This is a genomic window from Chryseobacterium viscerum (assembly GCF_002899945.2).
Classification (GTDB): Bacteria; Bacteroidota; Bacteroidia; order Flavobacteriales; family Weeksellaceae; genus Chryseobacterium; species Chryseobacterium viscerum.
On record NZ_PPEG02000002.1, the window covers coordinates 95,309 to 118,168 of the forward strand.

General features: G+C 37.4%; 18 protein-coding genes and 1 tRNA gene. 11 read left to right on the forward strand and 8 right to left on the reverse strand.

The window, feature by feature from the left end:
• Positions 1-157 precede the first annotated feature (157 nt).
• Positions 158-1,192 carry an alcohol dehydrogenase AdhP gene (adhP, locus tag C1634_RS04080; protein WP_103233298.1) on the forward strand — a complete coding sequence of 345 codons (1,035 nt, stop codon included), beginning with the start codon at positions 158-160 and terminating at the stop codon, positions 1,190-1,192.
• 88 nt (positions 1,193-1,280) lie between these two features.
• A complete protein-coding gene (locus C1634_RS04085; RefSeq protein ID WP_103233297.1) occupies positions 1,281-1,664 on the forward strand; it encodes a DUF779 domain-containing protein in 384 nt (127 codons plus the stop codon).
• Positions 1,665-1,703: 39 nt separating this feature from the next.
• On the opposite strand, the gene C1634_RS04090 is transcribed toward C1634_RS04085, so the two are convergent.
• The gene (locus tag C1634_RS04090) at positions 1,704-2,903 is read right to left on the reverse strand and encodes a dicarboxylate/amino acid:cation symporter (RefSeq protein WP_103233296.1); all 1,200 of its coding nucleotides are present in this window, start codon (positions 2,901-2,903) and stop codon (positions 1,704-1,706) included.
• A gap of 93 nt (positions 2,904-2,996) precedes the next feature.
• Between C1634_RS04090 and C1634_RS04095 the strand changes: the two genes are divergently transcribed.
• Genes C1634_RS04095 through C1634_RS04105 form a run of 3 tightly spaced genes read left to right on the forward strand, consistent with a single transcriptional unit; the run spans position 2,997 to position 4,782 of the window.
• A complete protein-coding gene (locus C1634_RS04095) occupies positions 2,997-3,911 on the forward strand; it encodes a DnaJ C-terminal domain-containing protein (RefSeq protein ID WP_109737931.1) in 915 nt (304 codons plus the stop codon).
• Positions 3,912-3,914: 3 nt separating this feature from the next.
• Positions 3,915-4,217: a chaperone modulator CbpM gene (locus C1634_RS04100; RefSeq protein WP_103233294.1), complete on the forward strand. Its 303-nt coding sequence runs from the start codon at positions 3,915-3,917 to the stop codon at positions 4,215-4,217.
• A 37-nt stretch (positions 4,218-4,254) separates the two neighbouring features.
• Positions 4,255-4,782, forward strand: coding sequence for a hypothetical protein (locus tag C1634_RS04105; RefSeq protein ID WP_103233293.1), 528 nt, complete (start codon positions 4,255-4,257; stop codon positions 4,780-4,782).
• Positions 4,783-4,876: 94 nt separating this feature from the next.
• Here the strand turns inward: C1634_RS04105 and C1634_RS04110 are convergent, their stop codons facing one another.
• On the reverse strand, positions 4,877-5,875 hold the full coding sequence (locus tag C1634_RS04110) for a PLP-dependent cysteine synthase family protein (protein ID WP_103233292.1): 999 nt from the start codon (positions 5,873-5,875) through the stop codon (positions 4,877-4,879).
• Positions 5,876-6,008: 133 nt separating this feature from the next.
• On the reverse strand, positions 6,009-7,238 hold the full coding sequence (locus C1634_RS04115; RefSeq protein WP_109737932.1) for an ABC transporter permease: 1,230 nt from the start codon (positions 7,236-7,238) through the stop codon (positions 6,009-6,011).
• 4 nt (positions 7,239-7,242) lie between these two features.
• On the opposite strand from C1634_RS04115, the gene C1634_RS04120 reads away from it, so the two are divergent.
• Positions 7,243-8,439: an exo-beta-N-acetylmuramidase NamZ family protein gene (locus tag C1634_RS04120; RefSeq protein WP_109738083.1), complete on the forward strand. Its 1,197-nt coding sequence runs from the start codon at positions 7,243-7,245 to the stop codon at positions 8,437-8,439.
• Here the strand turns inward: C1634_RS04120 and C1634_RS04125 are convergent, their stop codons facing one another.
• The 3 genes from C1634_RS04125 to C1634_RS04135 are packed head-to-tail and all read right to left on the reverse strand — an operon-like array spanning position 8,440 to position 10,473.
• Positions 8,440-8,646 carry a hypothetical protein gene (locus C1634_RS04125; RefSeq protein ID WP_109737933.1) on the reverse strand — a complete coding sequence of 69 codons (207 nt, stop codon included), beginning with the start codon at positions 8,644-8,646 and terminating at the stop codon, positions 8,440-8,442. It lies immediately after the preceding gene.
• A gap of 4 nt (positions 8,647-8,650) precedes the next feature.
• On the reverse strand, positions 8,651-9,283 hold the full coding sequence (locus C1634_RS04130) for a DUF3575 domain-containing protein (protein WP_103234829.1): 633 nt from the start codon (positions 9,281-9,283) through the stop codon (positions 8,651-8,653).
• 14 nt (positions 9,284-9,297) lie between these two features.
• Entirely contained in the window at positions 9,298-10,473 is a 1,176-nt protein-coding gene (locus C1634_RS04135; protein ID WP_109737934.1) for a thioredoxin family protein, read from the reverse strand.
• Between the two features lie 345 nt (positions 10,474-10,818).
• Here C1634_RS04135 and C1634_RS04140 point away from each other — a divergent pair, with 345 nt between their 5' ends.
• The 5 genes from C1634_RS04140 to C1634_RS04160 all read left to right on the forward strand — a co-directional run bounded on the left by C1634_RS04140 (position 10,819) and on the right by C1634_RS04160 (position 20,660).
• Positions 10,819-12,450: a histidine kinase gene (locus C1634_RS04140; RefSeq protein WP_228409976.1), complete on the forward strand. Its 1,632-nt coding sequence runs from the start codon at positions 10,819-10,821 to the stop codon at positions 12,448-12,450.
• 112 nt (positions 12,451-12,562) lie between these two features.
• A complete protein-coding gene (locus tag C1634_RS04145; RefSeq protein ID WP_109737935.1) occupies positions 12,563-15,148 on the forward strand; it encodes a zinc-dependent metalloprotease in 2,586 nt (861 codons plus the stop codon).
• Positions 15,149-15,154: 6 nt separating this feature from the next.
• Positions 15,155-18,487, forward strand: coding sequence for a SusC/RagA family TonB-linked outer membrane protein (locus tag C1634_RS04150; protein ID WP_103233596.1), 3,333 nt, complete (start codon positions 15,155-15,157; stop codon positions 18,485-18,487).
• Positions 18,488-18,499: 12 nt separating this feature from the next.
• The gene (locus C1634_RS04155; RefSeq protein ID WP_103233597.1) at positions 18,500-19,819 is read left to right on the forward strand and encodes a RagB/SusD family nutrient uptake outer membrane protein; all 1,320 of its coding nucleotides are present in this window, start codon (positions 18,500-18,502) and stop codon (positions 19,817-19,819) included.
• Between the two features lie 79 nt (positions 19,820-19,898).
• Positions 19,899-20,660: a LytR/AlgR family response regulator transcription factor gene (locus tag C1634_RS04160; RefSeq protein ID WP_103233598.1), complete on the forward strand. Its 762-nt coding sequence runs from the start codon at positions 19,899-19,901 to the stop codon at positions 20,658-20,660.
• 270 nt (positions 20,661-20,930) lie between these two features.
• Here C1634_RS04160 and C1634_RS04165 read toward each other — a convergent pair.
• Positions 20,931-21,003, reverse strand: a tRNA-Phe gene (locus tag C1634_RS04165).
• Positions 21,004-21,501: 498 nt separating this feature from the next.
• The gene (locus C1634_RS04170) at positions 21,502-22,851 is read right to left on the reverse strand and encodes a DUF3472 domain-containing protein (protein WP_103233599.1); all 1,350 of its coding nucleotides are present in this window, start codon (positions 22,849-22,851) and stop codon (positions 21,502-21,504) included.
• Positions 22,852-22,860 lie beyond the last annotated feature (9 nt).

A 22,860-nucleotide genomic window follows, 5' to 3' on the forward strand; every position in this document is an offset into this window, starting at 1 on the left:
TTACTATCCCTCACGCAGGGAAAAATATGTCTTTTGATATAAATATTCTATATAATTATTGACTTTATAAAGGCAATCCCAACCATTTACAGTTGACCTGTTCAGACATCGTGATAAAATCTAATAACCCTCAATAACTCAATCTAAAAAATAAAATATGATTCCAAAAACTATGAAAGCGGCAGTAGTCCAAGGCTACGGCCAGCCTCTGAAAATAGAAGAAGTACCCGTAAGAGCCCCCGGAAGATATGAAGTCCTTGTCAAAGTGATAGCATGTGGAGTTTGCCACACAGATTTACATGCTATAGATGGCGACTGGCCTGCAAAACCAAAGATGCCTCTCATCCCTGGACATGAAGGAGTTGGGATTGTGGTAGCCTGTGGACCGGAAGCTTTTGTAAAAGAAGGAGATGCAGTAGGAGTTCCATGGTTGTACAGTGCCTGCGGATGCTGTGATTACTGTATCACAGGGTGGGAAACCCTTTGTGAAGCACAGAAAAACGGAGGGTATAGTGTAGATGGAGGATTTGCAGAATATGTGATTGCAGACTCAAGATATGTAGGACATTTAAAATCAAATGTAAACTTCCTGGAAATTGCTCCTATATTATGTGCCGGAGTAACTGTTTATAAAGGATTGAAAGAAACAGAAACAAAACCTGGAGAATGGGTTGCTATCTCAGGAATTGGTGGACTGGGACACGTCGCAGTTCAATATGCAAAAGCAATGGGAATGCATGTGGCAGCTATTGATGTGGCAGATGATAAGCTTGAATTGGCGAAAAAATTGGGAGCAGACCTTGTAGTCAATGCAAAAGATACGGATCCCGGAGAATATCTGCATAAAGAAGTTGGCGGAATGCACGGTGCATTGATTACAGCAGTTTCACCCATCGCATTCAAACAGGGAATAGATGTTTTGAGAAGAAAAGGAACCATTGCACTCAACGGACTCCCTCCCGGATCTTTTGAACTCCCTATTTTTGAAACGGTTTTAAAAAGAATCACTGTAAGAGGTTCTATTGTAGGAACCCGAAAAGACTTGCAGGAAGCATTGGATTTTGCTAATGAAGGTTTGGTGAAAGCCACCGTAACTTCTGCAAAGCTGGAAGATATTAATGACGTCTTTGATAAAATGAAAAAAGGACAAATTGACGGCAGAATCGTTTTGGATATTGCCGGATCAAATTAATTGATGATGTGTTGCTGATCCCGGTTAGAATATATTGTACCGGGATCTTTTTATAATGATAAGGTTTGTATAAGCTCAAACAAAAACAATGGAAGCAAAAATAGCAAGACTCTCTGCAACAGAACAGGCTCTTGAAGTTGTTCGAAAGCTTGAAGACCAATATGGACCTCTGATGTTTTATCAGGCAGGAGGATGCTGTGAAGGAACGCAGCCACAGTGTTTTGAAAAAGGAGGATTTTTTCCCAGAATGAATGATGCCATGATCGGAACAATCAATGGATATGAGTTCTGGATAGACCGCGATCTTTTTGAATACTGGAAATACTCACATTTCACATTGGATGTTACAGATGGTTTTGGTCCCGGAGGCTTCTCTTTGGAAACCCCTTTAGGCAAAACCTTTAAAGTTCACTACAGACTTTTCACACCCGATGAATATGAAAACCTGGAACCGGTGAAACGAAGCGAGTAATATTGAGTTTAATTTTGTAAAGAATTTATTTAAAACTGGTCAGACCTTCACAAACCGGTTGACAAACATGGCTGCGACGATATCTCCTACGGCATTCAGAACTGTAGCCAAAGGATCTACCAGAGTACCGATGATCATGACAGCCGGAATAGCTTCCTGAGGTAATTTGTATACCGAGATCATCAGCATTTCCCCAATATATCCACCATTAGGAATACCGCCAGCCACAATGCTGACGAAAACAGTAATCCCCAAAGCTAATAGCAGGTTGGCAGGATCAAAGAAATCCTTTCCAATGATTAAAAATGCTACATAGATCTTAATGATAGAAGACATGGAAGATCCATTTTTATGAAGCGTAGTCCCAATAGGAATCACCAGATTAGCAATAGAATTTGGAATTCCGATTTTAGAGGCTGCCTGTAAATTGGCTGGCATAGTCGCAAAACTGCTGCAGGTACTGATTGCTGTTAAACTAGGATAGATAGCGTTGGTCCAGAAGCTTTTCACTCCTTTCCTTCCATTTGCCATAAAAGCATAAATGGAAAAGAAGACCAAAAAGTAAATAATTCCTGCGATATAATAAAGCCCCAAAGGTTTAGCATAAAATCCGAAAAGCTGTGGTCCTAAAGTGGCTACCTGATACGCAAAATAAGCTCCCAGACCAATTGGAGCGAGTTTCATAACCAGCAAAAGAAGCTCTTTCATGACTTCATAACCCGAAGCAATAAAAGCCCTGAAAGGCTGTCCTTGTTCTCCTGTTTTTCTGGCAGCAAATCCTGTCATAAATGCAAATACTAAAAGTGCCAGCATATTTCGTCTCGAAAAAAGCTCTGTGAATTCTCCTACCGTAAAGAAGCTTACAATTCTGTTGCCCCAAGTATCATCATTAGCTGCTTCTGTAATCATATCAGAACTTCCTGAAACTCCAGAAACCGGAAACAGGTATACAGCACAGATCGTAAAAACAGCTGCGGTAAGAATAAAGAATAAAAAAGTAAGAGCCATCACAAAGATGATCTTCCCAAATTTAGACTGCTGCTCTAAAGAGGCAATAGAGTTGGATACTGCAAAAAATACCAAAGGAACCACACTTACAAAAAGAAGATTAAGAAAAATATCTCCCAGAGGCTTAATGTACTCCACAAAACCTGGAGCAACGATTCCTATGATGCTTCCGATTGTTATTCCCAAAAGTAAAAATATGATCCCGGAGTAGTTTTTTAATACCTCTTTCATGTAGCGCTTTTTATCAAAGATAAGTTTATTTTTAACACTCTGTTATACAATTTTCAGACCTAAATTTCATAAATTTGAGTAAACCTCATTTCTATGGCTTATATAGATTACTATAAAACTTTAGGCGTAGATAAAAGCGCAACCCAGGATGATATCAAAAAGGCCTACCGGAAATTGGCCAGGAAACTTCATCCCGATCTTAATCCTGATGACAAGGAAGCAGAAAAGAAATTCAAAGAACTGAACGAAGCCAATGAAGTGCTCAGCAATTCTGAAAACCGGTCTAAGTATGATAAGTACGGTGAGAATTGGAAACATGGTGAAGAATATGAAAAGGCTCAACAGCAACAGCAAAGACAATATCAACAGCAAAGCAACAGCAGAGGAAATTCCGGGGCAGACTTTGGTGAAGGAGAAGATTTTTCAGATTTCTTCCAAAGCATGTTCGGTGGGGCAGAAGGCGGCTTCGGCAGGAACTCAAGAGGAAGAGCTTCCGGAAAATTCAAAGGAAAGGATATACAGGCTGAGCTTAATCTGAACTTAAGAGATGCTGCAAAAACTCATCCGCAGACTTTTGATATCAATGGGAAGAAAGTCAGAATTACAATTCCGGCAGGGGTATATGACGGACAGCAGATCAAATTAAAAGGACATGGAAATCCGGGAGTAAACGGAGGTCCAGGCGGAGATTTATATATTACTTTTAATATTCCTGTAGATCCAGATTTTGAAAGAATTGGAAATGACTTGAAAACCAAAGTAGCGATTGATCTGTATACTGCTGTTTTAGGCGGAGAAGTGAATGTAAATACACTGGACGGAAGCGTTAATCTTAAAGTAAAACCTGAAACCCAAAGCGGAGCCACCGTAAGACTTAAAGGGAAAGGCTTTCCTGTTTATAAAAAAGAGGGACAACATGGAGATCTTTTTGTAACGTATGAAGTGAAACTGCCAACCAATCTTACTGAAAAGCAGAAAGAACTTTTTGAACAACTAAAAAATTCCTAAGCTATGAGTGAAAGAATATCACGGGAAGAACTCGTAAGAATCTATAACATAGAAATCACTTTTTTTGATGAGCTTGTAGACTATGGGCTATTGAATATACAGATTGAAGAGAATGTTCATTATCTGATGTATGAAGACCTGCCTGATCTGGAAAAATTTGCCAACTGGCATTATGATCTCGAAGTTAATCTTCCGGGTCTTGAAGTGATTCATAATATGCTGAAAAAGCTGGATGCGCTGAACCGCAGAAACAGAGAACTGATGAACAAACTTTCTGCAATAAGTGATCAATATGAAGATATTTAGTTTAGTTTTGTAGCTTTTTAAAGCAAACTCTATAATTATGAATGAAGAAAAGGTGATTACACTAAAATCGGACAGAAAGATTTTTGAAGATATTTATTTTAGCGGTAATCAGGGCAGCCTGCTTTTTTCACCTACAACGAAAAGTAAAACAATTACCACCATTGTAGCTGCAGTGATCGTTTTCATTGTATTTCTTTTAAAAGATAGTCTGAGTAAAGAAAATGCAGGTATTTTGTACTTTCTGAGTTTTATATTTTTACTATGTGCTGTTTTTCTATCCGTAAGCGTCAATAAAGTGTCAAGATGGAAGAAGCAGGTGAATCATTATTTAAATGGGCTGGAAAAGTGTAAAGTATACGACATCAGATTTGATAAGAATTTTTTCATTGTAAATATTGATGGAGAAAAAGAAACCAGCGAATGGAAAGATTTTGAATATTTTGACAGTAATAATGAATTTATTTCTCTTGAAGGAAAATACAATTATATGTTTCCAAGAAAAGCAATGACTGAGAGAGAGTACAGCTTTCTCAAAAATGTATTGAAAGAGAATATCAATAAATAAAAAAACGGAGTAAATAATTTTACTCCGTTTTTTTTATCTGAAAATTAGCATTTTTGTCTTTTAACAGGTATGCCAATTTATCGTCTCTGCTTTATTAGCCTTCTTTGTTTTCTTCCAGCCAGCCCATTTCCTTCATCCACTCATCATTGTAGATTTTTCCTACATATCTTGAACCATGGTCGTGAAGTAGAACAACAATTACATCATCTTTTGTGAACTGATCTTTCATTTGAATCAATGAAGCGATTGCACTTCCGGCAGAATATCCACAGAAAATACCTTCTTCTTTAGCCAGTTTTCTTGCATAGATGGCACCATCTTTATCAGTTACTTTTTCAAAGTGATCAATCACAGACATATCATAATTCTCAGGAATGATATCCTCTCCAATACCTTCTGTAATATAAGTATAGGCGTGGTCGTAATGTAATTCTCCAGTTTCGTGGAATTCCTTCAAAATAGAACCGTAAGTATCAACCCCAATTACTTTGATATCAGCATTTTTTTCTTTGAAGAACGTTCCGCATCCTGTAATAGTGCCTCCTGTTCCTGCTCCTGCAACAAAGTGAGTCAGTTTTCCTTCAGTCTGTTCCCAGATCTCAGGAGCTGTAGATTCATAATGAGCAGCTCTGTTGGATAAGTTATCATATTGATTCACGTACCATCCGTTTTCTGTTTCTTTTGCCAGTCTTTTGGAAACTGAATAATAAGAACGAGGGTCAGTAGGTTTTACATCTGTAGGACAAACGATTACTTCAGCACCTACAGCACGAAGGATGTCGCATTTTTCTTTTGATTGCTTAGAATTGGTTACAAAAATACATTTGTAGCCTTTGATGATCGCAGCCAATGCCAGTCCCATTCCTGTATTTCCGGAAGTCCCTTCGATAATGGTGCCTCCAGGTTTTAGTCTGCCGTCTTTTTCGGCATCTTCTATCATTCTAAGAGCCATTCTGTCCTTTACTGAATTTCCAGGATTGAAAGTCTCTACTTTTGCCAATACTAATGCCGGGAAGTCTTCACCTAATACTTTGTTAAGCTTTACCAGCGGTGTGTTACCTATCGTTTCAAGGATATTTTTTGCGTATTTCATAAATGGTTTATATGCGGCGCAAAGATAAGGCTTTTAAAATTATCTGCGCTGTGGATAACGTGTGGATAAGTTGTGAATAAAACTGGAATGAATTGAAAAACAACTCATAACCTATCAATAATTAATGATCAACTTAGTTGTACTTAATAGCTTTCACAGGAGAAATTTTACTGATCAGGTAGCTAGGAATAATTAATGCCAAGCCTGAAATAATAAGAATTCCCACTGAGATAGAAATAATGGCTACAGGATTAAGGTCTACCGGAACGGTACTTACGTAATAGTTTTCCGGGTTAAGCTTTATCACACCAAAGAATTTCTGGATTAAAATAAGTCCCAATCCGATAGCATTTCCGTATAAAAGTCCCGGAATCATAATGATCAGGGTATAATTGATGAAGGTTGCTCTTATCTGTGAATTGCTTGCTCCTAAAGTTTTAAGAAGACCAATAGAATTGGTTCTTTCGATAATAAGAATCAGAAGAACCATAATGATATTGATGACCACTACAATCAGCATAATAATGATAATCAAAGCGATATTGGTGTCAAAAATACTGATCCAGTCGGTAATTTGCGGAAACTTTTCAGTGGCTTTTTCAGCGTAGTTTTTATAGCCAATCAGTTTTTCAATTTCAGGAAAATCTTTGTCGATGTCATTTACATTTTTGAAGAAAACATCTATTCCGCCAATTTCATCAGGTTTCATATCCTGAATTTTTCTTGCATGATTGATCCCGCCGATAACAAACTGCTCGTCGATCAGTTTAATATCAGTTCTATAGATACCGATGATTCTGAATTTACGGTAAAGTGGTTTTTGATCGGTCTTTAAAAATACAGTAACAATGCTGTCATTTACTTTAAGATGAAGGTCATTCGCTATTTTTTGTGAAACAGCAACATCATTGTTGAAGCCTTTCTCAGTCACTTTCGGAGTTGTACCGGCAATCAGGAATTTTTTAAATCTTAAACTGTCAAAATCTTTTCCGATTCCTTTAAATATAATTCCTGCAAAATTGTGCTTATTACGCATAATCCCGGTAACCATTACATATTTTTGGGTACTTTCTACATCAGGAAGTTCTTTGATTTTTGCAATATTTAGTCCCTGATTATCAAGTACTGAGGTGTTATAGGATGAATTGGATCGGGTAGATCTTATGGTAATATGTCCGCTGAAATCTGCCAGCCTCTCTTTGATAGCTTTCTTGGAACCAAAACCCGTGGCGACGGTAATTAAAGAAACAATAATCCCCAATGCTACGGAAAGCCTGCCAATGAAGATGATAACCCTTGAAAGGTTATTTTTGTTATCTTTGGAAAATGCTATTTTTCTAGAGAAATATAAAGGAAATTTCAAGCTTATGAATTTAGATTTCAAAATTAAAAATTTACTTCTGATTTGCCTAATTTTTTTAGGAGTATTCAATCAATATTATTCTCAGACTCAAGTTCAATCTGATTTCAAAACCGGAGCAGACCAACCTGAAATTTATTTACCATTATTAAAAGGTAAGACCATAGGGATCGTTACCAATCAGACAGGTTTGATGAGTGACAGGACTTATTTGGTAGATTTTCTGGTAAAAAACGGAATTAAGATCAAATCTATTTTTGCTCCTGAACATGGTTTCAGAGGAGATGCCGATGCAGGTGCAAAAGTGAAAAACGGAGTAGATGTGAAAACCGGGATTCCCATTGTTTCTCTTTATGGCAATAATAAAAAGCCAAAGCCGGAACAGCTTGCCGGGATTGACATTGTTGTTTTCGATATTCAGGATGTGGGGGTGAGGTTCTACACCTATATTTCCACTTTGTCTTATCTGATGGAAGCGGGTGCTGAAAATAACGTTGAGGTAATGGTATTGGATCGTCCCAATCCGCATGACGGATACACTGACGGGCCGGTATTAAGAAAAAAATGGGCCAGTTTTGTAGGACTGCATGAGGTTCCTGTAGTATATGGGCTTACCATAGGAGAGTATGGAAAGATGGTTAATGGTGAAAAATGGCTAAAAAATGGAGTGCAGGTTAAATACACGCTTATCCCGATGAAAAACTATCATAAGAAGCAGCGGTATCCGATACTTGATAAACCTTCTCCTAACTTACCGAATGATAAAGCGATCAATTTATATCCAAGTCTGTGCTTTTTTGAAGGAACTCAGGTTTCAGTAGGAAGAGGAACAGATCTTCCTTTTCAGATTTATGGTTCTCCATGGACGGAAAACCTGCCCTATCAGTTTACTCCAAAGCCAAGCTATGGAGCTAAAGATCCTTTCCTGAACGGGAAATTATGTTATGGCGAAAATCTCTCCAATTATCATAAAGATTTAAGAGAACTCAATCTTGAATGGGTGATCAAAGCCTATCAGAATTATAAAAACCCTCAGCAGGATTTCTTTTTGAAAAACCTGTGGTTTGATACCTTATCCGGAACTGATGAATTTAGAAAGCAGATCATCGCTGGAAAATCAATTCCGGAAATTAAAAATTCATGGAAAAAAGAGTTGGAAAACTTCGAAAAGATCAGAATCCAATATGTAATGTATGAAGATTAATTAATCAAAATTTTGGGGCGGATTTTTATCATTTTTGCCCTTATTTAATATAAAAAGCCCCACCGTTAATCCAACAACTCCTGCAAAAGCAGTCAATAAAGCTCTTTGCAATTTATCAGGAAGATCATTCCCTATATAATTCATTAAAAAAAGGATCACAAAAGTGATCACTAAAATGATAATATGATTTTTTCCGAATAGCTTCATTGTCTTATTTTAATTTATAGGAAATCATTATACCTCCTCTGTAAGGAATAATTTCACCACTTTTATTAAATTTCTCAGCAGAGTCATAGCGTCTTCCCGTAGTCTTATCATACCCTTTATAAAAACCTTGTGATGTTCCTGCTGTTGCATAAATGTCAAGATTCCATCGTTCAGCTAACTGGAATTGATATCCTACTGTAACCCCCAGCATGACGGAGTATCCTTTTTGGTATAGATTGGAGTTAGTAAGGATTTCTCCATTCCAGTTTTCAAAGGTTTTGTCATTCCAATAATTCCATTTCGAAGCACTATAAGCAGCAAAAGCAACGTTGGCTCCTACATACCAATGTTTGAAAGCTTCATTGAAGTAGTATCTTCCTTCTGCAGATACAGAATAGAATTGTAGTTTGTGTCCTGAAAAAGATTTCCAAGGTGAAATGAAAACATCTCCCTGAAGCGTATATCTTGGAGCGATTTGTTTTTCTACTCCTACATTTAAGATTCCTAACGGAGCAAATACCGCATTTCCTTTTATGTATAAACTTTTATCCTGTCCTCCTTGTTCCTGTTCCTGAGCATTCAATGTACTTACTGACAGGAAAGCTAAAATGCCTGCTGCTGCTAATTTATATTTCATCCGGTATATAATGTTTATTTTATTTGCTTTAATAATTCATCTGCTAGTTGAGAATCTTTGTTACTCTGAGCTGCCATATTTTTAGACATTTCAGCATAGTTTTTTGCTGTTTCCTTATTTCCGGTAAGGTAATAAAGCTTAGCAAGAATATAAGTGTTTTCAGAAGTTTCCCCTCTCATCACAGACTTTTCTGCCCATTCAGTTGCTTTCTTTAATGAAGCTGGTGTTTTCACATGATCTGCAAATATCCAGGCAGCTCTCAAAAGCTCATTAGGGTCAAAAGTATCAGAGTTTTTATAGTAGTCTAAAGCTGCTTTCTCATACTCAGGGAAGTTAGTATTTTGCTCATAATAACTAAGCTTAGTCTGATTCAGCTTTTTTATAGCGGCTTCTTTTCCTACCAATGGTTCAGCAGTTTTCAGGAAATAATCATCATTGATTTTTTTGTTCTTATCATCAATAGATTGTTCTACTATTTTTCCTAGTTTTAACTGTGCATCAAATTCTCTGTAAGTTTCTTCAGGAAGAAATTTAATGATCTCTGCTTTTCTGGAAGCAAAAATATTATAATTAGTGTCTTCGGATGATTTTACAAAATAGAGAAGAAAGCCAATTTCGTCTTTTGTAAGTTCTTCCGTTTTCTTTTTGTTCTGGAAATATCTTTCAGAAGCTTTTTTAGCAAAGTCATAGTCTGTGTTGGCGTTCAGCTTCATGATGTTGATCAGGAATTCCGGATCCTTTTCACCACTCGCAAAACGATCTTTCAGAGAACCTTTTTTGTTTCCGGGTGAATTGATATCCTGTGCCATGGCTACAAACATACTCTCTTCCATATAACCTGTATTCCTGGAAACAAGCTCACCTTCGCCATTTAGGAAAAGATAAGTAGGATAAGATCGTACTCCAAATTGAGAAGCAATGTCTCTACCTTCTCCTTTTTCCATATCAAATCTTGCATTAATGAAGTTGGTATTGTAATAATCACTCACCGATTTCTGTGTGAAAACATTTTTCTCCATCATTTTGCAGGGGCCACACCAGGAAGCATATGCATCGATAAAAACCAATTTCTTTTCTTTTTTGGCTTTGGCAATAATATCTTTATAAGGGAGTTCCTGAAACTGGATCGTTTCCTGAGCTGAGATAGCGATGGTACAAAAAATAGATATCACGGAGATGATCTTCTTCATTTTCAAATAAGATTTGTAGGCGAAGATAATTAATTTTCAAAATATAGAACGCTGAATCTGTTGTTAGAATGATGATATTAACGAACTTTAAGACTTAGTCAGGTGATTACTGTCATTTTTCAGCTAAGGAATGAAGGTCCTGATCATGGCTTTATATTCTTAAAAAAGACATGAAACTTCGATTGTATTCCTTTCCTGAAAAAGAAGAAAATATGCCAATAATAGAAAAAACAGCTGTTGTTTCCATTAAAAAGACTCTCAATTATTGCGTGATATTGCTTGTTTTAAAAAAAGACAACATCTAAATTTAATTCACTTTACGGTCCTGAAATCTTTGTTATATCTTTGCAAACGAATAATTTATATGTAGAGGAACCCACAATTCAGAGAAAGTTGATTATTAATTTTAAACACGCCTTATCCCAAAAATCCATTTACATCACCGCTTTGTCTGCCTGCTTGATTGCAGTGGCAGCATTTGCCGTTTTGAGTCTTCTGATCACTGAAGACAGTCGTAAAAACACGGATGATTTTGCGAAGAAAACATTCTTCCGAAAATATGAGTCGATAGAACATGAGTTCAGAAATATTGAGGACTATCAATATCTGCTTCGTGCATTGATCCAGAAAGACGGTCTGAAGAACTATAAGGACTATTCTTTAGTTTTAAATGATTTAAACAAAAAAAGAAATCTGCTGCCTTACAGCTGGTATTATTACGAGAATACTATTTCAGGAAAGTCGGAGAGCAACAATCCATTATCGGATATTTTCAAGAATATAGAGAATAAAGAAAAATCAATTGTTATTAAAAATAATGGTCCCGGGCATTTCAAAGATCTTTTGATTACTAAAAAAGACAGTATGTACTGGATAAGCTATGATTCTTTGGTGCTGCCTGATAAAAACAAACTGTATTATGGCTCTACCGTAAGCCTGGATGACCTCCATCAATATTTTATCAATGTAGATAAGAGTTCCAATACCTACGCCTATGTCTTTACCAAAGAAGGAATCTGCATTACCCATCCTGAAAAAAAGTACATCGGGAAGAATATTTTTGATTTTACAGATATTAAACCTCATGATACGCTGGCCAGCAAAACTGAAGCGGGATATACTAAAGGAGCAGCTGTTTCAGAGTATTTGGGAGTGGAAGTAACCCGTTTCATAAAACCATTGAAGACTGATAATTTTGACGGATACACAGTCGTAAACCATGTTAATTTCATTATTGATGAAAATATCAGCAAGATAAAAACCTACACCGTTTATATTTTTCTGGCAGCCTTATTCCTTATTGTCACAGTCTTCATTTTATTCCAGCGGGCAACCAATCTGGCGTATCAGGAAAAAGAAAAAATACAGTCTGAAAAGAATTTATTGTTGGTAGAGAACGAAAAGATGCACAAAGCCGAAGTGATCAATCAGCTTCAGCAGCTTAAAAATAACATCAATCCGCATTTCCTTTTCAACTCTCTGAATTCCCTTTATATGCTGATCGGGATCAATAAAGAGAATGCACAGAAATTTACCATGAATCTCTCGAAGATCTACAGGTATCTTATTGTGCCTCCAAAAGAAAATATTGTTCCGGTTTCGCAGGAAATTAAATTTATACAGCAGTATATGGAACTTCTGAAAAGCAGGTTTGATGAAGAGATAAGGTTTGAAATGATTATTAATGATCCTGAAAGCCTGGAAAAACGGATTCCGTATTTATCACTGCAGATTGTTACTGAGAACGCTATCAAGCATAATATTGCCACGATAGATCAGCCTCTGGAAATTACTATTATTGTTGATACAGATGGGATCACAGTAAAGAACACCTGGCAGCTAAAAACTGAACCGGTGCAGGGAGAGAAATTCGGAATTGATTATTTGAATCAGGTTTATGAGTATTTTAAGAATAATCTTCTTCATATTTCTGTAGATGGTGAATATTTCATATGTTTTTTACCGTTAATGAAGTGAAAATAAAAATCCATTCACTCCCGAATAATCACCGTTCACTCCCTAACATTATTTATATAATTCACTATACCTATAGCTTTGCTAGCTGAAACTAAGATATTTACTATTTGGAATGAATCGGACTATTTTAATGAAGAATTACAGACTGGCACTGTATTTAGGTCTTGCTGTGGCCTCACCAATGGCAATGGCACAGAAAAAAGATACTGTGAAGATCAATAAAGACAAAACTGATAAAACAGAAGCTTCCTCATCAAAGAAAACAAAAAAAATTGAAGACCTGATTAAAAAAGGAACCTATAAAAAGGGACTTTTTAATACGATCCAGGTAAAAACGGATATTTATTTTGAAATTCCTGACAGTTTGATGGGACGTCAGTTTTTGGTGGTGAACAAACTTTCTCAGGTGCCAATGCAGGTCAATGAGGCAGGATTGAACAAAGGAATGAATTATGAAAATAAGGTCATCTCTTTCCACCGTGACCCTGTAGCTAAAAAGGTATGGGTAAAAACGGTGGTTCCTAAAGTATCATCCCCAAAAAATGATGCCATTACAAGATCTGTGAAAGACAACTTTTCAGAATCTGTAATTGAAGTCTTTGATATTGAAGCACAAAACAGTGACTCTACAGCTGTAGCCATTAAAGTCAACAAAGTTTTTGATGGAAATCAAAAGAGCTTTAATGATGTTTTGGCGAATGTAGGTTTGGGAGGATCTGTGAAATCAAGCCTTTCTTACATAGAAGGAGTGAAGACTTTCCCCAAGAATCTTGTCGTGAAGTCTCAATTGTCAACTTCTGTGAATGAAGGTGGGGTAGATCTGCCGGTAACACTTGGTGTTACGACAAATCTTGTATTGCTTTCTAAAATACCGATGAAACCAAGAGTAGCTGATTCAAGAGTAGGATTTTTCTCCGAAAAACATTGGTCATTCAATGACAATCAGCAGAAAATGGACGAAAAGTTTTTCATTACCAAATGGAATCTTGAACCCAAAGATGAAGACAAAGAAAAATATCTGAGAGGAGAATTAGTAGAGCCTAAGAAACCTATTATTTATTATATAGACCCGGCAACACCCAAACAATGGCGTGAGAAAATCATTGCCGGAGTACATGACTGGCAGGCGGCGTTTGAGCAAGCAGGATTCAAAAATGCAGTGATTGCGAAAATGCCGGATGAAAAAGATGAAGATTTTGATATTGATGATGTAAGATATTCTGTGATTACCTATGCCGCTTCGCCAAAGTCAAATGCGATGGGACCCTCTGTAGTAGATCCGAGAAGTGGTGAAATTATCGAAGCAGATATCATCTGGTGGCATAATGTAATGACTTCTCTTCATGACTGGATGAGAATTCAGACAGGACCTATCGACCCGAAAGCAAGAGGAAATAAATTCAGTGATGAACATATGGGTGAAGCCATCCGTTTTGTTTCATCTCATGAGGTAGGTCACACTTTCGGATTGAAGCACAATATGGGAGCTTCTTTTGCTTTTCCTGTAGAATCGCTTCGTTCAAAAGAATTTACAGACAAAATGGGGGGTACGGCACCTTCCATTATGGATTATGCACGTTACAATTATGTGGCACAGCCGGAAGATGGTGTGACGGCGATTACCCCGAAAATTGGGGTTTACGATAAGTATGCAATAGATTGGGGGTACCGTTGGTATCCGGATGAGTTTGCTGAGAAAAAAGCGTTGAAAGGCTTAATTGAAAAACACGAGAATGATCCGATGTATTTCTATGGTGAGCAGCAGAGCTACCTTGAAACCATCGATCCGCGTTCGCAGTCAGAAGATTTAGGAGATGATGCGATGAAAGCCAGCGAGTACGGAATAAAAAACCTGAAAGTTGTCATCAATAACCTTTTAAAGTGGACGTATGAAGATGGTAAAGAATATACGGATGCTGGAAAATTGTATCTCGGAGTTATCGGACAGTGGGATCTGTATACAGGTCATGTGATGGCTAATGTGGGAGGGATCTATCTGAACAATACTGTTTTTGGTAACAAGAAGAAAGCTTACGAAGCAGTTCCTGCAGAAATACAGAGAAGAGCCGTTGATTATCTTATTAAAAATGCGATCAACCTTCCGGAATGGTTATTCTTCAACCCGATTACAGAAAAAACGTACCCGGTTAAAGATTCACCCATGGGACCATTCGAGCAGACACCGTATACCCTTGCAAGAGGAACGCAGTACGCGAATATCTACTCTCTGTTGATGGATGACCGATTGTTGAGATTGCTTGAAAATGAACTGAAACATCAGGTTTCTGGTTCTAAAGAAGAGATCTACACGGTTGAAAACCTATTTGATCAGGTAAGAACAGCTATTTTCAATAAAAAAGGAAGCCTGACGATGCTTGAGAAGATGACTCAGAAAAATTATGTGGATGCTCTGATCGTTTCGGTAAACAAACTATTTGAAAAAACGGCTGTGAAAGGATTGAAAGTAGATGATACACTGAATATCCCAACCATCTGCAACTTCCATGAAGATGACCATAGTTTGAGGAATATCAATTATTCATCCATGAAAAGAGTATCTGAAGTCACTACTTACAAAAGAGCAGAACTTCAGAAGGTTCTGGACTTACTGAACAGAACAAGATACAGAGGTGATGATGCTTCCAGAGCGCATTACACAGATTTAATTATTCGTATTCAAGAGGCTTTAAACAAATAAACAGCTATGAAAAAAACTCTAATACTTTTACCTCTTTTGGCTGCTAATATTGTAATGGCCCAGCAAAAGAAAACAATCACCGGGAAAATAGAAGATGGAAATACTTCTCATATCATTACCGGTGCATCTATAAAAATAGAGACTCAATCTGTCTCTTCAAAAACAGAATTGGAAGGAATTATCGAAAGTGTATCAGTAGGTACAGTAACTGATAAGGACGGAAAATTTATATTGGAAATCCCTGAAGATACAAAATCTGTATTGGTAAGCTACCCGGGCTATGAATCCCGAGTGATTCAACTTAATGAGGGGCAGACCAATTATACAATAAGACTGACTTCTGAAGTTACCGATAAAAATAAGATCCAGGAAGTTATTATCACCGGATATCAGAAAATTGAAAAACGTAAGCAGACCTCAGCGGTTTCTACCGTAAAAATGGATAATATCAGCCAGGCTGGTGTTGCCAGTGTAGACCAGATGCTGGCAGGGCAGATTGCGGGTGTGGCAGTAACTCCTGAAACAGGGGCTCCGGGAAGTCCTGCGAAGATCAGAATCAGAGGTACAGCTTCTCTTTCTGGTCCTCAGGATCCGCTATGGGTAATTGACGGTCTTCCGTTAGAAGGAAATGATGTTCCGAATTTTACCGATAAAGATAATATTGACCAGCTTCAGAACTTCTCTATTGCAGGGCTGAACCCTAACGATATTGAAGATATTACCATCCTTAAAGATGCAGCAGCAACAGCGATTTATGGGGCAAGAGCAGCGAACGGAGTAATCTCCATTACTACCAAAAAAGGAAAGAAAGGAAGCCTGAAACTGAACTTCTCAGCAGATACTTTCATTACATCACGTCCTGATTTTGGCAAACTTAATCTTATGAACGCTTCTGAAAAAGTAGATCTGGAGCTTATGCTTGCTAAGCGTGCAGACCTTACTTACCGCGCAGATAAAGGAGAAGTGATGAGAATTCTGACTCAGAACAGTCAGCTTGATGCTTTCAGAAACGGGGGTTTTGATGCGTTGAACTCATTCACACGCCAGCAAATTAACGGTTTAAGAAACAATAATGCAGACTGGGGCAAACTGTTGTACAGAAATGCCATCAACAAACAATATGGATTAAGTGTTTCAGGAGGAAGTGATCGTGCAGATTACTATTTCTCTCTGGGATACTATGATGAAGAAGGAACAACTATCGGTACAGGTTTTAAACGTTACAACCTGACTTTAAAAAACAATTATAAATTAAGTGATAAGTTAAATGCAGGAATCTCTATTTTTGGAACGCAGAGTGAACGTACATCTTTTGTAACGGATGCTGATGCTTCAATAAACCCTGTTAATTACTCAAGAAATGCCAATCCTTATCTGAAACCTTTCAATGCAGACGGAAGCTACAACTATGATAAAGATATGGATGGTTATGAGGATCGTTATGTTCCTTTCAATTTCCTTGAAGAAAGAGAAAATACAAACTATTCACTGAAAAACAACTCTTTGAAAGCGATTTTAGATTTAGAATATAAAGCTTCAAAAAGTTTAAGATTTACCTCTCAGTTAGGTCTTCAGTATGATACCAATAAAACAGAGAAATTTGCTGCAGAGAATACCTACTTCACCAGAAAAATGAGAGAAAATACCCGTTATTACAAAGACGGTAAATACAATTACTTTCTACCAGCTGGTGCTGTAAAACAAAACTGGGATAATGATTTCTTCCAGTACAACTGGAAATTGCAGGCGGCGTACAGCACGAAAATCAACTCAAAACATGAAATTGATTTGATGGCAGGAACGGAAATCCGTAAAACAGAGGATAATACGACCATTACAAGAGCTTTTGGGTATGATCCAAAGACCAGAAGAGCTACGGCAATTGTTTTCCCGAATTCAGGTTTTGCGGCAGATAAAAGATATGAAACATACCGTGAGGCAGCTCCTATAGAGAATGCTTATGCTTCTATGTTTGCTACGGCATCTTACACCTACGATCAGAAATATACATTCTTCGGAAGTGTGAGATATGATGGAACGAACCTGTTCGGGGTGAATAAAAAATATAAATACCTTCCAATATGGGCCCTTTCAGGATCATGGTTGGTAACGAAGGAAGACTTCATGAAAAATGTTTCTGCGGTATCTAACCTTAGACTAAGAGCATCTTATGGTCTTCAGGGAAATATCGACAGAAATACATCGCCATTCTTTATTGGTGAATACAATGATGCAACGATTCTTCCGGGAATGAAAGAAGGAGTCATCAATGTGATCAGCCCACCGAATGATAAATTGAGATGGGAAAAAACGACCAACACCAACGTTGGTCTTGATTTAGGATTGTTCAATAACCGTGTTAGCCTTACCGCTGATGTTTACAGCAGAAAAGGAACAGATATGATCAGTATGAGAGAAACTCCTCTTGAAACAGGGTTTGAATACACGATGATGAACTGGGGAAGCTTGACCAACAAAGGTTTTGAATTGGCAATATCTACCAGAAACATCAATCATGATAATTTCAAATGGACTACTACGATCAACTTTGCACATAACAAGAGTAGAGTATTAAGCGAGCAGCCTCGTGACAACTCTTTCCTTCCTTCAAGAGAAGGTCTTCCTGTGAATGCTGTTTTTGCTTTGAAAACGGCAGGAATGGATGAACATGGAAACCCATTATTCTGGAAAGGAGACCAAAAGATTTCAGCAGCAGAGTTCTTCAAATTATATGATGTGTATGCAGATTTTCTTCCAGGACAGCTTGTAGATACGAAACTTTCAAACGCTGAGCTGAGAAGCCTGTTTACCTATGTAGGAGATAGAGATCCGAAGTTTACCGGAGGTATTATCAATACATTTAAGATAAGTGATTTTGACCTTACCATCTCTGCAACATTCAACCTGAAGCAGACGGTAATGAGAACACCTTCTTACCGAGGTATGGATCTGGATAGAGGAAGAAACTATACAAGAGATATCTATGAAGCAGGAGGCTCGCTTCCGGGAATTACAAGTCCTGATATGGATGCTAACCCGGACGGATGGATGGCGAATAAATGGTTTGCCAGCAATCGCTCAAGCGCATACAATCTGCTTGATGTATGGGCAAAAGAGATCAGCTATATTAGAATCAGCAGCATCCGTTTAGGGTATACACTTCCTAAAGAGTTTACAAATCCTATGGGGATCAGCAGTTTGAGACTGAGCGTTGAAGGGCGTAACCTGTTTGTATTCAGTAATGGATATAGCGGATATTTCGATCCGGAAACGTATGGTAATATTTATGCACAGCCTATCACCAAGTCGGTGACTGTAGGATTTAATGTTTCTTTTTAAAACTTGAGAAAAATGAGAAAAATTACAACAATCATAGCGCTTGCCGCAATCAGCTTTATCAGTATCGGATGTGATAGGTTTTTAGATATTCAGCCGGAAGGAAAGGTTATTCCTGTTACCGCTGAAGACTACCGAAAAGTACTTACATCAGCCTATTCAAAATATCCTGTTCACAAATCGCTGGTAGCCCTTCGTACCGATGAGACAAGTATTGATGACAATGGAGTAGATTTTATTTCTTATCGTGAAATTGCGATGTGGAAGGATTCGAATTATGACTCTAACTCTGCGGAGCTTCCTTGGTTAAGCTTTTATAACGTGAATTTCTACCTGAATCAAATTATCAACGAAGGAAGTAAAACAATGCAGGATTCTCCGGAAAGGAATCAGATTCTAGCAGAAGCATATGCGCTTCGTGCTTACCTGTATTTTGATATGGTGAATTTATATGGGAAACCATACAACAGTGCTACAGCTTCTACAGACAGAGGAGTTCCAATCAATCTTGAAATTGATCTTGAGGAGGTATTGAAGCCATCTTCCGTGCAGGAAGTATACAATCAGGTTCATTCAGACCTTAAAAAAGCAGAAGATCTGATGGTGGAGCAGAAGCAGGCATTAGGAACAAGCTACAGATTCTCAAAGACAGTATTGCTGGCTTTTGAAGCAAGAACAGCTCTCTATGAAGGAGACTGGAATAAAGCGGTAAACTATGCAGATCAGGTATTAGCAGTAAAAGGAGATTTGAGCAATTTGAATACAGCAAGTACTCCACCTAACCATTATGCTTCCCCGGAATCTATCATGGCGTTGGACAATACCTGGGATAACTCTATAAAGAACTTATCTTTTGCATCTCCGGAATTAATTTCTTCATACAATACTACCGCAGATAAAAGGTTTGGCATGTATTTTGAAAAAAATGGAAGTAAGTATAAAGTCATTAAAGGAGGAAGCTTAGAATTCAAAGTATCCTTCAGAACAGCAGAGCAGTACTTTATAAAATCTGAAGCATTATTAAAGCTGAACAAACTGACTGAAGCTAAAGAAACACTTCTGAAAGTGTTGAAAAACAGATATACTCCGGACGGGTATACTTCAGTACAAAATACAGTGTCTTCAATGGATTCTACAGCATTCATGAACTTTATCATGGATGAAAGATTCAGAGAATTTGCTTTGGAAGGACAAAGATGGTTTGACTTAAGAAGAGCAAATCAGAAAAAAATAAGCCATACAATAAGTGGCAAAGAATATATTCTTCAGCAGAATGATCCGAGATATACCATTGAATATCCGATGAGTGCGAAGAAGAATAACCCCAATTTATAGGACTTCATATCAAATTCAATACAGAGGAAATCGCTTGAACTTAATTGTTTTAGCGGTTTTTTTGTACTTTTGCACCGTTATGAAAATTGCCATTATAGAAGATGAGCTGCTGGCTGTGAATTATCTGAAAAATCTTTTGGATACACAGAGCATAGTCCCTGTTACGGAGACTGTTATTCTTCGTTCCAAAAAACAGGCAATTGATTTTTTTGAGAAAAATTCTGTCGATCTTATCTTTATGGATATTCATCTTGGTGACGGGATGAGCCTGGAAATTTTCGAACATGTAGAGCTTTTTACCCCTATTATTTTCATTACTGCGTTTGACGAATATGCCATGAGAGTCTTCAGGCATTTTACAATCGATTATCTTCTGAAACCTTTTGAGGAAGAAGATCTGCATAAAGCTTTACATAAATTCATCTCCATAAGAAACAATTTTGACCCTGAGCCTGTGCTTAGGTCCATTTCTTCATTACGTCAGACAGAAGATGAGATGATGAAGCGTTTTATGGTGAGAGAAGGAAATAAGCTTAAGTCAATAGACGAGCATAATACCGCTTATTTTTTTGCATCGGGGAAATATCTTTTCCTTACCACAAAAGATCATCAGACCTATATTTACGATGATACCATCAAAGATATTATTCAGAAGTTGAATCCTGATATTTTCTTTAAAATAAACCGTAAGTTTATCATTAATAAAGAAGCCGTTTCTGAAATTATCAAACATTCCAGTCAGAAAGTAGAACTTAGACTTTCTCCGGAACCGGAAGTGAATGCTGAAGTTTTTATCAGTAAAATGCAAATTGCTGAATGCCTGAACTGGTTGAACAGTTGATTAGACTTATTTGAATCTGTATCATTATATAACCGCAAAGTTAATCTTCAATCGTCATATTGGTAAGTGTGCTAAGAAAACGATAAGTCGCTTATGAAGCCCTATGATTATGCTTACGCTTAAAAAGAATCAATGAAGTTGATTCCCTGCTTTGCTCCCTCAAAATTTAATTTAGATATTTTAAATCTTTGCTTTAAATTCCGCTTCTTAAGAATATTCCCAGAAATATAATAACAAAAAAACCTCTAAAATAAATTAGAGGTTTTAAAGTGGTTTCTCCAGGAATCGAACCAGGGACACATGGATTTTCAATCCATTGCTCTACCAACTGAGCTAAGAAACCATTTATGTTTTTGTTTATTACTTCGTTGTTTTAAAGTGATGCAAAAGTATAACATTTTGTAATACCGCGCAAGTATTTTGTTATATTTTTTTGAATAAATCTGCTGTTAGAGCTGGTTTTTGTATTCAATGTTCTGTTCATCAGTGTTTTGATATGCTTTGCTTTTTTTATTTTTTTAGAAAATTATTTTTAACTGTTTATTGCGGATGTATTTTTAAGGGTGAAACTCAGTAAGGAATTTTCTATCAGTCCCGGCAGTCGTATGGTTCCCTGTATTTTTAGCTGAAGCATTTTTATCGGTGCTGTCTCTGTAAAAAATTGTACTTCTGAAAGATAAATTTATCCCATTCACTAAGCTAACAAGTTAATGGGAGTATTGCATGTATTTCGTTGTTTACAGCAGTTATACTATGTAATTAAAATTGAAAATGTACATAATAAAAAAGCCAGTTCTTATTTTGTGATAAGGAACTGGCCGATTTTTTTTAGATTATAATGTTAGGGGAGGGTTGTGAAATTGATGTTCGGAGCCTGCGTAGGTGCAGTAACGGAAAACTGTGAGCCGGGAGCAACAGTTGTATTAAAGAATCCTCCATTTTGCAAAAAGAAAGAATTACCGATTGTTCCTCCCATTGCGTCTATTCTTTGTTGTGCATTATAAGTGTTATCTACACTGAACTTTGCTCCGGAAATAGATACCCAGTTACCATCTGAAGTTCTTGCCCATTGATTTTTAAACTCTGCCTTTCTGCCCTGATATCCATTTTCAGGATTAAAATTTTCAACGAAACTGTAGAAGCTTTTAAGATAAGTACTGGTTTGAGGTCTCTTCCAGCTGGCGATCAGTTTCCATGTTGTAGCATCCGGTGATAAAAACCAAGCTGTAAAATCTGTTTTTCCAGTTCCATCAGGTTCACCTTTTAATAAGAATTTATAGGTTTGTCCTGCGCTCCAGTTGTATTTATAATAGCTTTGTCCGCCAGAACCCTCATTGCCAAATTCTCCGATCGTTACTCCGGAACCAGCTCTGTTCAGAACAATTTTATGATCAGGAGGAATGTTATTGGGATCATCCGTATCAAAAGGGCTCCATACAGAGAATAAAATTCTTCTTTCTGTAGCGGAGTTCACCTGCATTCCAAAATAGCCCGCACTAAAGCCATTGGCCATAAAATAAGAGCCAATCTTATCTTCTCCCGCAGGAACTGTTACTTCGTTGTAATAATAGCTAACATTACTAGTGGTTGGAATTGTATAATTCAGGTGGCAGGAAGGCCCTCTGCGCGCCCAATAATAGTAAGAAGGATCATTACTGTACACATTAGTTCCTGTAGAGGCTGCTCCACCGAAAGTAACATCTGTAACATCTGCAAAATAACCACCGGTTTTAGAAACACCCTGAAGATCAACTTTTACATAACCAGGAGTGGAAACGGTAAAATCTCCAACGGTATACTCCTTATACGTAGATCCCGTTAAAGTAACATTCTTGGATGTGCTGCCTACAGTTACTTTTACAACACTTGTACCCGAAGGAACAGAGGCTTTTAATCCAATGTTTAATGTTCCCGCATTACTCACTCTGAAATAGGTGCTGATTACACTATTGGAGTTCGTCCAGTTACCTAAGTTACTTGAAGTAATAACCTCGTTGGCTCCCGAAGGTTTTACTGTTAAAAAAGAATTCCCGGCAACCGGCACACTGAAGGAGGCTGCTTTCTTTAAAGCGGAGATGTTTTTTTGTGTTGCAGCGGTGTCCTCTGTTGCCATCGTGTTTTCTGCACATGATTGAAAAACAAGAAGAGCAGCGATACCCAGAAAAGTATCGGCTAATAATTTTACTCTCATAATGATATT